This is a genomic window from Lentzea aerocolonigenes (assembly GCF_000955955.1).
In the GTDB taxonomy this organism is placed as follows: Bacteria; Actinomycetota; Actinomycetes; order Mycobacteriales; family Pseudonocardiaceae; genus Lentzea; species Lentzea aerocolonigenes_A.
Genome location: NZ_JYJG01000510.1, coordinates 1 through 12,462, shown reverse-complemented (window position 1 = coordinate 12,462; position 12,462 = coordinate 1). Strand labels below are relative to the sequence as shown.

The following is a 12,462-nucleotide window of genomic DNA, read 5'->3' as shown; positions in this document are numbered from 1 at the left end:
CCTCAGGAGTGTCCATCGAGGACAACACGCGAAAGGTCCTGGGCGCGCGTGGCACAGGGCCTGTTCGATAGGGCCGAACGGACGTACCTCAACCTCGGTGTATCAGCGGTGTATCGGCCGTGGATGAGGCCCCCAGACGCTGTGGGAGCAGTGCAGACAGCGAAAAGGGGATCTCATGCGGTTCAGCAAAGTCACGTTCGCGGCCATCGGCCTGCTGGGGGCTCTGATGGGCACCGCCGCTCCGGCCGGTGCGGCCACCGGGGAAGCGTTCACCGCCACCGCGTCAGACATCACGATCCAGCAGACGGCGGCCGGCGCGGTCAAGTGGATGTCCGACCGCAACGGCAGCACGGCGTACGAGGGCTACTGCGAGCGCGCGGTCCGCCTCGCGTGGAACCGCACCACCCACCACGCGTCGGCGATCGAGCACTGGCGGTCCTCCGACGGCGCCCGGCACACCACCGGCCTGCCGCCCAAGGGCGCGTTCGTCTTCTGGGACATCAGCCAGTACGGCCACGTGGGCATCGCGGACGGCAACGGCGGCTTCTGGTCGACCGACGTCAACAACAAGATCGGCCACGCCGGCTCGACGTCGCACTTCAGCCACTACCTCGGCTGGAAGCCCGGCAACAGCAACTGATCCAGTGACCCCGCCGCGCGTGCGAGTGTTCGCAGCGCGGCGGGTTCGCCTTCCCGGTTCCCGGTGCGGCGGTAGGTTTCCAGCGCCTGCTGCACCAGGTCGTGCGCCTCCTGCGGGTGGCCGTTCGAGATCAGCGCCTCGGCCAGCTCCACCTGCGCGAACGCCGTGCACCGCTCGTCGGTGAGGTCCATCAGGATCGTCACGGCCCGGCGTGCGCTGCGCAGTTCCTCGTCGTGCTCGCCCGTGCTGCGGTAGAGCGCCGAGAGCCGGACCAGCACCAGAGCTTCCCGATGTGCGTCACCGAGATCCGCGGCCAGCTGCCGGGCGCCGGTGAGCCATTCCCGTGCCTCGTCAGGCCTGCCGAGCGAGCCGTGCACCCCGCCGATCGAGGCCCGCACGTGCGCCACGGAATGCAGATCGCCCGCGGATTCCAGCAGTCGCAACGCTTCGACGTAGAACTCCATCGAGCGCTCGTACTCGGCGCGCAGCCGGTACACCACACCGATGCCCGCGACCGCGATGCCCTGACCGCGCTCGTCGCCGACCGAGCGATAAAGCTCTTGTGCCGCAAGCAGTCCCTGTTCGGCGTCCGTGAACTCGTTGCGGTAGATGTGAACCTGGGAGATGCCGCGAACCAGCGCCGCCTCGCCCGCCATGTTCCCGGCCGCGCGAACACTCTGCAACGCCCGCGCGTGGGTGCGAGCCCAGTCCTCGTAGTGGCTGTGCAGGTCGAAGAACGGCACACAAGCCGCCGCGAGCTGCCACGCCACGTCGTCGAGCCCAGCGGCCGCCGCGATGTCGACCGCGCCGCACAACGTCCGCCGTTCCGCCTCGAACCACGCGACCGGCTCGGCGAGCAGATGTTCCGGTGCCCGTACCGGGTCGGCCGAGCAGATCGTGGTGCCGAACGTGACCGGTAACCGGCGTGCTGCCGTGACTGCGAGCCACAACCAGGCTCGCAATGTTCGTTCCAATGCGGCCCGCCCGTCCGGCAGCGAATGCTCCAACGCGTGGCACCGCAACAGGTCGTGCAGCCGGTAACGCGGCTGGCCGATGCCGTCGGCGCCGCAGGACTCGAGCAGGTGAGCGTCGACCAGCCCGTCGACGACATGTTCGGTGCCCGGCTCGTCGAGCAGCGATTCGACCACCCAGCCCGGGAAGTCGTGCGGCCCGAGCGACGCCAGCCGCACGAACGCCTGGAACTCGCGCTCCGGCAGCTGCCGGACGCTCAGGTCGAAGCTCGCCCGCACGGCCAGCTCACCGGAGCTCAGCTCGCGCAACCGGGTCGACTCGTCGACCAGCCGCTCGCGCAGAACCTGCATCGACCACCCGCCACGCCCGGCCAGCCGGGCACCCGCGACCCGGATCGCCAGCGGCAGATGCCCGCACGCGGAGGCGATCGCCGCGGCCTCGTCGGGCTGAGCGCTGACCCGGTCCTCGCCCGCGATGCCCGCGAGCAGTTCCGCCGCTTCTGCCGGGGCGAACGGCGGCAGCTCCACCTGCAGCGCGCCGGGCAGCTCCGCCAGCCTGCGCCTGCTGGTCACCAGGACCGCGCACCCGGCGTCGGCGGGCAGCAGCGGCACGACCTGGCTCACCGAGGCGGCGTCGTCGAGCACCACCAGGAACCGTCGCCCGGCGAGTTTCGAGCGGTAGAGCGCGGCACGGGCGGTGACCTGCGCGGGCAACCCGGCGCCGGTGACTCCCAAGGCGTGCAACAGTTCCGTGAGCACCTCGCTCGCCTCGCGCGGGTGGTCCGAGGTGCCGCCGAGCTCGACGTAGAGCTGGCCGTCCGGGAAGTGGTCGCCGATCTGGTGCGCCACCCGGATCGCGAGCGTCGACTTGCCGACACCGGGCGGCCCGGTCACGCCCGCGACCGGCGCGGACACCGAACCACGCCGCAACGCCGCGACCAGAGCCCCGGTTTCCGTTGCCCGGCCGCAGAAATCGGACACCGAGGGCGGTAACTGACGAATGGGAGCACTCGCGGGCTCGTCCCGCAGGACCGCGAGCTGGGCCGCGCGCAACGCCGGTCCTGGCTCCAGACCGAGCTCGTCGGCGAGTCTCGTACGCATGTCCGCGTAGACCTGCAACGCCTCGGCACGCCGGTTGTCCTGGTGCAACGCGATCACCAGCTGACCGCAGACGCTCTCGCGGTACGGGTGCTCGGTCAGCAACGCCCGCAGCTCCGGAATCGCTTCGGCGCTCTCGCCCAGCGTCACCTGCAACGCGAGTCGTTGCTCGGTCGCCGAGAGCCGGGCTTCGTCGAGGCGGGCGATGGCGGGCGTCCACGCGTCGTGGTCCGGTAGATCTTCGAGAGGCCGGCCACGCCAGAGGGATTCCGCCTGCCGCAACAACTCCAGCGCCGCGTCCGGCCGTCGGCGCGCCTCCGCGACCAGCTCGTCGAACTTCAGCGTGTCGAGCTCCAAGGCCGACAGTTCGAGCACGTAGCCGGTGCCGTGCGTGCGCAGCTGTTCGTCGAGCAACTGCCGCAGCTGCCAGACGTAGGTGCGGACGTTCTGGACCACCGACCGCGGCCGGGACACCGGCCACAGCGCCTCGACGAGCTGGTCGAGCGAGACGCCGGCGTTCACGTGCAGCGCGAGGTGCGCGAGCAGGGCCCGCTGCTTGACGCCGCCGAGGTTCTCCCTGCGGCCGTCCCGCCAGACCTCGAGCGGGCCCAGCAACCGCACGCTCAACCCGCTGATGGCTCCTCCGCTCCCCGGGGCCTTCGCGCGGCACGATAGCGGCGGGCCGCCCCGGTCGTGGCGATTCCCGCAACTTCATGGCCGATGTGCTCAGGCGATGGGCTATCGGACGGTGCCGGTGGCGGTTGGGTTCCGGTCGCGCTCAGGCGCCGGCCCAGCGGAGGAGATCCGCGACTGTCGCGTTCCCGCCGCACACCACGATCCCGAGGCGCGCGCCGGGTCCGACCCGGTCCAGCACCGTCCGTGCCGCCGGAACGAGACATCCGGCGGCGGGCTCTGCCCACACCTTCTGCCGCTCGGCGAGTGTGAGGGAGCCTTGCACGGCCTCGGCGTCGGACACCACCAGCACCTCCTCGAGCAGTGTGACGGCGTGGTCGTAGGTCAGCTGCGAGACGTGCGGCGCCGAGAGCGTCGAGACGATCGACGTCGGCGTGATCTCCACCGGTCCGCCCGCGGCCAGGGCACTGGTCATCGTCTCGGCGCCCTCGACCTCGACGCCCCAGACCCGCACGCCGGGCACCAGCGCGTGGAACGCCGTCGCGACACCCGCGACGAACCCACCGCCACCCACGCTGACCAGCACATCGGTGACATCCGGCGCGTCGGTCGCGAACTCCAGCCCCGCGGTTCCCTGAGCCGCCGCGACAATCGGGTCGTCGTACGGGTGCACGAGCGTCGCACCCGCCTCCACCAGCTCGTTCAGCAGCGCGAACGCCGCCGGCAAGCTGTCGGTGAGCCGCACGTCCGCGCCCGAATCGCGGGCGAGCTCGACGGACCGGGCGGGTGCGGAGGCGGGCATCACGACGGTGGCCGCGACGGCCAGCGTCCGGGCCGCGTCGGCCAGCGAGATCCCGTGGTTGCCGCCGCTGACCCCGACCACACCGGCCGCCCGTGCCTCGCCGGACAGCGAGAGGATCTTCGCGGTGGCGCCGCGGATCTTGAACGAACCGGTGCGCTGCAGCAACTCCAGCTTCACCGTCGTGGGCACGCCCAGCAGCGCGGACAGCCCCGGCGAGGGCAGCGTGGGCGTGCGCAGCACACGCCCGTCGAGCACCTCGGCCGCGGCCCGGACGTCGTCGATGGTCAGCAGCTCCGCCATGGCCGAACCCTAGTCCGCGCGTGTGAACCCGTGGCTGCGTTCCACCTTCGCGATGTGCAGCGTGTAGCTCTGGTACCACTCGGCCCGCCCGCGTTGCTGCGCCGCGCGGTGCTCCTCGTCGGTCCGCCACCGCGTCAGCGCCTCGGCGTCGCGGAAGTACCCGACCGTGATGCCGAGCCCGCCGGGGGTCTGTGCGTGGTCCATCCCGAGATAGCCGGGAATCTGGTTCACGAGTTCTTCCATGCGCGCGTTGGTCTCGGGGTAGCCGTCCTGTTCCCCGGTGCGGATCGTGGTGAAGACAGCCACGTAGTACGGGGGCTCGAAGGCCTCGACGGGGTGATCACTCATGGCGGCACCGTAAGCGGCGCCCGCCCCGTGATCCACCGCTTTCCGGTTTGGACCCGCTGGATCGGGGTATGCGTTCGTCGTGCGAACGCGTCGGTGGGCGGTGTTGATCGGCTTGGGGGCGGTGCTTCTCGCCGTGGTGCTGGCCGGTGTGTGGCCGCAGACCCCTGGTGGATTCCGGTCCACTGTGGAGACGAGCGTCCAGGACGCGGTGTCCGCTGTCGGCACCGCTCGACTGGCGGGGCAGACGGCGTTGCGGGGCAGGGCGTTCGGCGCCTACGAGTCCACTGTGCTCGATGATGCCCGCAAGAGCGTCGCAACGGCCATTTCGGACATCGTGGACTTGCAGGTGCCTGACGAGACCTCACGGCAGTCGCGTGACCAAGTGCTGCCGCTGCTGCAGGACTCCGCCCGCCTGATCGGAGACCTCGGCACCGGGCTGGACGAGGACGACCGAGCCGGGGCGTCGGCCGCGGTGGACGGGCTCGGCACGGTGGGGGAGAAGCTCACGACGGCGCTGGAGGGACTGCGGTGAAGCGACTCCTGGCCGTCACGCTCGGCATCCTCACCGCGATCGGCGGCTTCGTCGACATCGGCGACCTGGTGGCGAACTCCGAGACGGGTGCCCGGTTCGGCATGCGGCTCGCGTGGGTGGTGCTGGTCGGTGTCGTCGGCATCTGCGTGTACGCCGAGATGGCCGGCCGGGTCGCCGCGGTCAGCGGTCGTCCGGTGTTCGACCTGGTCCGCGAGCGCCTCGGGCCGCGGGTGGCGCTGGCCAACCTGGCCGGGTCCTACCTCGTCACGCTGCTCACGCTCGGCGCGGAGGTCGGCGGTGTCGCGCTCGCGATCCAGCTGGCCACGAGCGTGCACTACCTGCTGTGGGTGCCGATCGTGGCGTTCGTGCTCTGGGTGGTGCTGTGGAAGGTGAAGTTCGAGCCCATGGAACGGGTGTTCGGCCTGGCCGGGCTCGCACTCGTGGTGTTCGTGGTGGCCTTCATCGCCCTCGATCCGCCGTGGGGCCAACTGGGAGACCAGGCCACGAGCTTCTCGCCGCCGGCCGCGGAGGACTGGGGCACCTACGGGTTCTTCGCCGTCGCGCTGTTCGCCGCCGCCATGACCCCGTACGAGGTGTTCTTCTTCTCGTCCGGCGGCGTCGAGGAGGGATGGTCGCGGCGCGACCTCGCGATCGAGCGGGTGAACGTCTTCATCGGCTTCCCCCTCGGCGGACTGCTGTCGCTGGCGATCATGGGCTGTGCGGCCGTGGTCTACGAACCGCTCGGGGCGCGGGTGGACACCCTCGGCCAGACCGCGCTGCCGGTGGCCATGACGCTCGGCAAGCTCGGGATCGCGGTGGTGATCCTCGGCTTCTTCGCGGCGACCTTCGGCGCGGCGCTGGAGACGGGACTGTCCGCCGGCTACACCGTGGCGCAGTACTTCGGCTGGCAGTGGGGCAAACGGGTGCGGCCGCGCGAGGCTGCCCGGTTTCACACCGTGGTGCTGATCAGCATCCTGCTCGGCGTCGCGATGCTGCTCACCACGGCCGACCCGATCGCGATCACGGAGTACTCGCTGGTGTTCAGCGCGGTCGCGCTGCCGTTGACCTACCTGCCGATCCTGATCGTCGCCAACGACCGCGACTACCTCGGCGACCGGGTCAACACCCGCCTCACCAACGTGCTGGGCGTGTCGTATCTGGTGGTCATCCTGGTGGCGGCGATCGCCGCGGTGCCGCTGATGATCCTGACGGGGATGGGGGGATGAGCGTGCCGGATCCGTTGCGGGTCGACTTCCAGCTGCTGGACCGCCAGATCGTGGACCTGGACGGCTACCTCGTGGGCAAGGCCGACGACGTCGAGTTCGGCACCACCGAGGACGGCCGCCCGTTCGTGGCCGCGATCCTGGTCGGCCACCACGCGCTGGGCCGCCGGATCGGCGGAGTCCTCGGCAGGTGGATGGCCGCCGTGGCCCGACGGCTGCACACCACCGGCGATCCGCAGCCGCTGCGCATCCCGTTCGAGCGGGTCGCGGAGATCGGCAGCGCGATCAGGCTCGACGTCCGGCACGAGCTGCTGGACACGCCCGCCTTGGAGTTGTGGCTGCGCGACAACGTGATCGGACGTATTCCAGGAGCAACGGATGCTGGCGAGTGACCTGCTGGGACGAACCGTCCGGGACCGCGCGGGACGCCCGCTCGGCCGGGTGGCCGACCTGCTGACCGAAGCCGACGAGCACGGCCGGCAGCGGGTCGTCCGGGTGCTGGTGACCCCGCGGTGGCGCGGGCGGCTGCTCGGGTTCGAACGGCCCGGCATCCAACGGCCGTGGGTGCTCGAACGACTCTCTCGCGTCCTGCACCACGGCACTCGGGAAGTGCCGTGGGAAGACATCGACTGGGTGAACCCCCAGGAGTAGTTCACGCATCTGAACACACCCTCACGAGCCGCTTTTCAAAAGTGGTGCGATCATCACTTTTTTGCTCGCGAGCAGGGTGGAGGATTCGTGGCGGAGTATCTCATTTCGCAGCACGACAGCCGGGAAGAACGTGCTGAACAGGTTGCCGGGGTACGGTCTTTTTACCGGTACAACATGGAGATGGGTTTCCCGGTCGCCGCAGGTACGACCGCGGACGACGGCCCGGACAAGCTCTGGCAGCTCAAGTCCCTCGAAGCCCAGGAAAAGCTGCGGATGAACCTCCGCCTGCTCAAGCGCAGGGGCCGGTGGAATTTCGTCCACGAACTGCAGCCGCTGGCGCCGGTGAAGCTGGCGCAGATGATCCGGGCCGATGACATGGCCGGGCTGGTCGACTACTTCATGCCCGTTCCCGGCGGGACGACCGGCGAATTGAGACAAAAGAGCCTGCAGGATTTCCGAGACGTTTTCGCGTTGGCCCAGCCGCCGTCGGTCGTCGAGCGGTTCGAGACCGACGAGTACTTCGCCGAGTGCTTCGTGGCCGGGCCGGACCCGACCCGGCTGCACCGGATGACCGCGGTCCCCGGCAAGTTCCCGATCACCGACGAGCACCTCACGGCGTTGCCCGGGTTCGCGAGCGACAGCCTGGCGACCGCCATCGCCGAAGGCCGCGTGTACTGGGTGGACTACGAGGCCATGTCCGAACTGGACAACGGCAAGCACCCGCAGGCCCCGAAGTACATGTACGCGCCGATGGCCGCGTTCTGCGTGCCGCGCCGAGGGGGCGAGTTGCGGCCGTTCGCGATCCAGTGCGGCCAGGACCCGGCGGGCCGGGAGATCTACACGCCGGCCGACGGCTACTCGTGGAGACTCGCCAAGAACTGCGTGCTCTCGGCGCACAACACCTACCACGAAGTGTTGACGCACCTGGGTTTCACGCACCTGATGAGCGAGCCCGTGCTGCTCGCCGCGGTGCGCAACCTCGCGGCCAACCACCCGGTCGCCGTGCTGCTGAAGCGGCACTTCGAGGGCACGTTCTCGATCAACAAGCTCGCGGTCGAGCTGCTGATCCAGCCGGGAAAGGCGGTCGAGTACCTGATCGGGTCCGACCTCGCGAGCACCTACCCGTGGCTCGCCAAGCACCGCGCCCAGCGCTCGTTCCGCGGCAACTACCTGCCGGCGGCGCTCGCGTCGACCGGCACGCGGGAGAGCCGCGAGCTGCCGCACTTCCCGTACCGCGACGACGGTCTGCTGGTGTGGCAGGCGATCTCGGAGTGGGTCGGCACGTTCGTGTCCACCTACTACCGCGGCGACGCCGACGTCCAGGGCGACCACGAGCTGCAGGCGTGGGCGGCCGAGGTGGCGTCACCGGACGGCGGTCAGGTCCGGGATTTCGGCGCCACCCCAGGACACATCGCCGACTTGCAGGATCTTGCGGAGATCCTGACCATGGTGATCTGGACCGCGGGCCCGCAGCACGCCGCGGTGAACTTCGCGCAGAAGGACCACCTGGCGTTCCTGCCGGCCAACCCGCTGGCGGGCTACACCCCCGAGCCCACCGGCAAGGGGCACACCGAGACCGACTGGCTCGACAACCTGCCGCCGTTGGACGTGGCCGTGCAGCAGTTCTGCGTCATGCACTTCCTCGGCTCCATCCACCACACCGTCCTCGGCGACTACGAGAACGACTTCAAGGGCACTCCGGTCGCCGCCGGGCACCAGCGCTTCCAGTCGGATCTCGGCAGCATCGAGGCCGAGATCGTCGCCAGGAACCGCCGCCGGGCCGTGCCGTACGAGTACCTGCGGCCGTCGTTGATCCCCAACAGCACCAACATCTGAGCGAGGCCATGACCACACCGAGCACGAACTGGCAAGAGGTCGTCGCACCGGACGAGGCGCAGCGCCACCGCGACCAGGCGGAGCTGTTCGTCGCGATGCAGCAACGCAAGTCGGCGCGGTTCGGCACGGGCCGGGCGCTGCACCGCAAGCAGCGCCCGGCGCTGCGGGCGACGTTGGAGGTGGTCGAGGGCCTGCCACCGGAGGCAAGGCAGGGCATCTTCGCGACCGAGGCCACCTACGAGGTGCGGGTCCGGCTGTCCAACGGCGGGTTCGACCGGGCGCCCGACCACGTGCCGGACATCCGCGGCTTCGCGTTCAAGGTGCTCGGTGTGGACGGTCGGTCCGTGTTCGGCGGTCCGGCCGCGAGCCAGGACTTCGTGCTGATCAACCACGAGAAGTTCAGCTCGTCGACCAGCAGGGAGTTCAGCCAGGTCACCACGGCCGGTGGTGGCGGGCTGGCCGGGATCCTGCGCGCCCTGCTCCGCTCGCCGCGCCTGTTCGGCAACCTCAAGGAGGTGCGGGCCGCGCTGAACAAGCCGTTCAGCGGGTTCGCGACCGAGGACTTCTTCAGCGCGGCACCGATCTCCTACGGCCCGTACGCGGTCCGCGTACGGCTGCGGGCGGCTTCCGCGCAGGTGAACCCGCAGGCGAAGGACGACTGGTCGGCGGACATCTACTCCCGCCTGGCGCAGGCCCCGCTGGTGCACGAGCTGCAGGTGCAGTTCTTCCTCGACGAGGCCCGCACCCCGATCGAGGACGCCGCGGCGATCTGGGACTCGCCGTACCAGACCGTCGCGCGCCTGGTGATCGGCCGGCAGGAGCCGGACGAGGACTTCGCGGCCGAGGTGGAGGCCGCGAAGTTCGATCCGTGGAACGCGGTCGTCGAGCACCGGCCGCTGGGTGAGGTGATGCGCGCCCGCAAGGTCGCGTACCGCCCCAGCCAACTGGGGCGAGGCGCGGACTAGCGGAGCGCTGCCTCGATCGCCTGGGTGATCGTCGGGTCCTCGGGCTCCACCTTGGGACGGAACCGGCCGAGCACCTCGCCCTCGCCCGACACGAGGAACTTCTCGAAGTTCCACTGCACGTCGCCGGCGGTGCCGTCGGCGTCCGGCTGCTGCGTCAGCGCCTGGTAGAGCGGGTGCGCGTCCGCCCCGTTGACCTCGATCTTCTCGTACAGGGGGAACGACACCCCGTAGGTCGTGGAGCAGAACGTGGCGATCTCCTCTGAGCTGCCCGGCTCCTGGCCCATGAACTGGTTGCACGGGAAGCCGACGACCGAGAAGCCCTGCTCGCCGTACTTCTCCTGGAGCCGCTCCAGGCCCGCGTACTGCGGGGTGAGGCCGCAGCGCGAGGCGACGTTGACGATGAGCAGCACCTTGCCGCGCAACGGGCTCAGGTCGCCCGGCTCACCCGCGAGCGTGGCGACCGGGATGTCGAAGATCTCCATACCACCAAACTAGTTCACGTTGCTCGAGCGAGGCTGATCCGGCCGGTGTGGCACGAGACACCGTGCTGCATGATCGACGAGGAAGCGGCCGAGCGGGAGGACCACGATGAACGAGTTCGGACACGTCTCACCGACCACGCTCGCGGACGTGCTGGGGCGCGAGCGCGTGATGGACATCGGGATCCGCCCGCTGTGGACGCCGATGCCTCGCGTCGCGGGGCCCGCGTTCACGGTGCGGTGCCCGCCGGGGGACAACCTGATGCTGCACGCGGCGATCTACCGCGCTCAGCCCGGTGACGTGATCGTGGTGCAGTCCGGGGATCTGGACTACGCGCTGGCCGGGGGCAACGTCTGCGCGATCGCGCATCGGCGGGGTGTTGCCGGGTTCGTGCTCGACGGCGTGATCCGGGATGTGGCGGAGGCGCGGGAGCTCGGGTTCCCGGTGTTCGCCAGGGGAGTGATTCCCATTCCTGGCACCAAGAAGGTCGCGCTGCCGTTGAACGAGCCGATCGGCTGCGGCGGTGTGCGGGTGAGTGCGGGCGACATCGTTGTGGCGGATGAGGAAGGCATTGTGGTCGTACCTCATGGCCAACGTGACGAGGTTCTCCACAAAGCACAGTCCAAACAGGACAAGGAAGCGGCACAGTCGCTGGACGAGTGGGAGGCGGACCACCGCGCCCGCGTCGACAAAGCGCTGCGGGACAACGGGTTCGCCGGCTAGCCGTGCACTCGCAGCAGGCCGTCGACGCCGCGCAGGAACGTCTCGCACACGAGTGCGGCGTCGGACAGGCAGCCTGCCGCCATGGCGCCGTCGCGCAGCATCACGAAGTGGCGGGCCGCCGGCTCGGCGGAGGACGTGCCGAGTTCGGTGAAGAGCGACTGGACGGTGTCGTGGAACCACTGGCGGTGAGCCAGCACGGTCTGGTGCACCGGGTGGCCGGGGTCGGGGTACTCGGCGGCCGCGTTGAGGAAGGCGCAGCCGCGGAACTCGGGTGAGCGGATGCCCGCCGCGATGGCCTCGCCGAGGCCGCGCAGGGTGTCGGCGGGGGAGTTGCCGCGCTCGGCGGCGGCCGATGCCTGGGCGCGCATGGCCGCGTCCACCTCGTTCAGGTAGGCGACGACCAGCTCTTCCTTGCTCAGGAAGTGCCGGTACAGCGTGGCGCGCGTGACCTGGGCTTCTGCCACGATGCGGTCGATGCCGACGGAGTGGATGCCCTCGGCGTAGAAGACGCGCAGGGCGGTGTTGAGCAGCCGGGTCCGCGCTTCGGAGGGTCGGGTCGAGTCGGTGCGCGCCATGCCGCCCACTGTAGTCGATAGAACGTTCGGTCTTGACGATTCGCGCCCGACCCGTCACTCTCGAAGAGGTAGAACGTTCGGTCTCTTTTTGGAGCCGGGCCCATCGCTTGAGAGGACACCTTTCGTGACCGCCGTTGCCTCACCCACCGGAAACGACGCCGCGTCAGCGCTGCGCAGGCTGTACCTCGTCCGGTTCGGGTTCGCCGTCGTGTGGGCCGCGCTGCTGTTCGTGTCGAGGCAGGAGCTCGGACCGCTCGCCATCACCCTGCTGGTCCTGTACCCGCTGTTCGACGTGGCCGCGGCCGTCGTCGACCTGCGCTCGTCCCGCAACAACGGGCTGTACCTGAACATCGCGATCAGCCTGCTCGCCGCGGCCGGCCTCGCGATCGCCACGTCCGCGGGCATCCCCGCGGTGCTGCGCGTGTGGGGAGCGTGGGCGATCGTCTCCGGGCTGGTGCAGCTCGCGGTCGCCGTCGGCCGCCGCAGGATGGGCGGTCAGTGGCCGATGATCCTCAGCGGCGGCATCTCGGTGCTCGCGGGCTCGTCGTTCATCGTGATGGCGTCCGGCGAGAACCCGACGTTCGCGAACCTCGCCGGCTACGCCACGATCGGCGGGATCTTCTTCCTGGTCTCGGCGCTGCGCCTGCGCAGGAGCTAGTAGTGCTTTGTCGGGTCAGCAAGAACC

The 12,462-nt window shown here is 69.9% G+C and carries 14 protein-coding genes; 9 read left to right on the top strand and 5 right to left on the bottom strand.

All coding sequences use genetic code 11. From position 1 onward, the window contains the following. The first annotated feature begins 175 nt into the window (after positions 1–175). The gene (locus UK23_RS45265; RefSeq protein ID WP_045318026.1) at positions 176–640 is read left to right on the top strand and encodes a hypothetical protein; all 465 of its coding nucleotides are present in this window, start codon (positions 176–178) and stop codon (positions 638–640) included. On the opposite strand, the gene UK23_RS45260 is transcribed toward UK23_RS45265, so the two are convergent. From UK23_RS45260 to UK23_RS45250, 3 genes are all read right to left on the bottom strand, one after another. After that, complete coding sequence (locus tag UK23_RS45260; RefSeq protein WP_231114978.1) at positions 607–3,330, bottom strand: AfsR/SARP family transcriptional regulator; 2,724 nt, start codon at positions 3,328–3,330, stop codon at positions 607–609. The genes UK23_RS45265 and UK23_RS45260 overlap by 34 nt on opposite strands. Before the next feature lie 157 nt (positions 3,331–3,487). Next, positions 3,488–4,444, bottom strand: a complete 957-nt coding sequence (locus tag UK23_RS45255) for a threonine ammonia-lyase (protein WP_231114977.1) — start codon at positions 4,442–4,444, stop codon at positions 3,488–3,490. Between the two features lie 9 nt (positions 4,445–4,453). Beyond that, entirely contained in the window at positions 4,454–4,792 is a 339-nt protein-coding gene (locus UK23_RS45250) for an antibiotic biosynthesis monooxygenase family protein (RefSeq protein ID WP_045318028.1), read from the bottom strand. Positions 4,793–4,871: 79 nt separating this feature from the next. Between UK23_RS45250 and UK23_RS45245 the strand changes: the two genes are divergently transcribed. The 6 genes from UK23_RS45245 (at position 4,872) to UK23_RS45220 (ending at position 9,999) form a co-directional block, all read left to right on the top strand. Next, complete coding sequence (locus UK23_RS45245; RefSeq protein WP_156213860.1) at positions 4,872–5,324, top strand: hypothetical protein; 453 nt, start codon at positions 4,872–4,874, stop codon at positions 5,322–5,324. After that, positions 5,321–6,550, top strand: coding sequence for an NRAMP family divalent metal transporter (locus tag UK23_RS45240; RefSeq protein ID WP_045318023.1), 1,230 nt, complete (start codon positions 5,321–5,323; stop codon positions 6,548–6,550). The genes UK23_RS45245 and UK23_RS45240 overlap by 4 nt, the downstream gene beginning before the upstream one ends. After that, positions 6,547–6,939, top strand: a complete 393-nt coding sequence (locus UK23_RS45235) for a hypothetical protein (RefSeq protein WP_045318022.1) — start codon at positions 6,547–6,549, stop codon at positions 6,937–6,939. The genes UK23_RS45240 and UK23_RS45235 overlap by 4 nt, the downstream gene beginning before the upstream one ends. Then, a complete protein-coding gene (locus tag UK23_RS45230) occupies positions 6,926–7,198 on the top strand; it encodes a hypothetical protein (protein ID WP_045318021.1) in 273 nt (90 codons plus the stop codon). The genes UK23_RS45235 and UK23_RS45230 overlap by 14 nt, the downstream gene beginning before the upstream one ends. A gap of 87 nt (positions 7,199–7,285) precedes the next feature. Then, entirely contained in the window at positions 7,286–9,034 is a 1,749-nt protein-coding gene (locus tag UK23_RS45225) for a lipoxygenase family protein (RefSeq protein WP_156213859.1), read from the top strand. Between the two features lie 8 nt (positions 9,035–9,042). After that, positions 9,043–9,999: a hypothetical protein gene (locus UK23_RS45220; RefSeq protein ID WP_045318020.1), complete on the top strand. Its 957-nt coding sequence runs from the start codon at positions 9,043–9,045 to the stop codon at positions 9,997–9,999. Here the strand turns inward: UK23_RS45220 and UK23_RS45215 are convergent. Further along, positions 9,996–10,481, bottom strand: coding sequence for a glutathione peroxidase (locus tag UK23_RS45215; RefSeq protein WP_045318019.1), 486 nt, complete (start codon positions 10,479–10,481; stop codon positions 9,996–9,998). The genes UK23_RS45220 and UK23_RS45215 overlap by 4 nt on opposite strands. 106 nt (positions 10,482–10,587) lie before the next feature. Here UK23_RS45215 and UK23_RS45210 point away from each other — a divergent pair, with 106 nt between their 5' ends. Next, entirely contained in the window at positions 10,588–11,202 is a 615-nt protein-coding gene (locus UK23_RS45210; RefSeq protein ID WP_045318018.1) for an RraA family protein, read from the top strand. On the opposite strand, the gene UK23_RS45205 is transcribed toward UK23_RS45210, so the two are convergent. Beyond that, positions 11,199–11,777: a TetR/AcrR family transcriptional regulator gene (locus UK23_RS45205; protein ID WP_045318017.1), complete on the bottom strand. Its 579-nt coding sequence runs from the start codon at positions 11,775–11,777 to the stop codon at positions 11,199–11,201. The two genes, UK23_RS45210 and UK23_RS45205, sit on opposite strands and share 4 nt — an antisense overlap. Positions 11,778–11,901: 124 nt before the next feature. On the opposite strand from UK23_RS45205, the gene UK23_RS45200 reads away from it, so the two are divergent. Next, the gene (locus UK23_RS45200) at positions 11,902–12,435 is read left to right on the top strand and encodes a hypothetical protein (RefSeq protein WP_045318016.1); all 534 of its coding nucleotides are present in this window, start codon (positions 11,902–11,904) and stop codon (positions 12,433–12,435) included. Positions 12,436–12,462 lie beyond the last annotated feature (27 nt).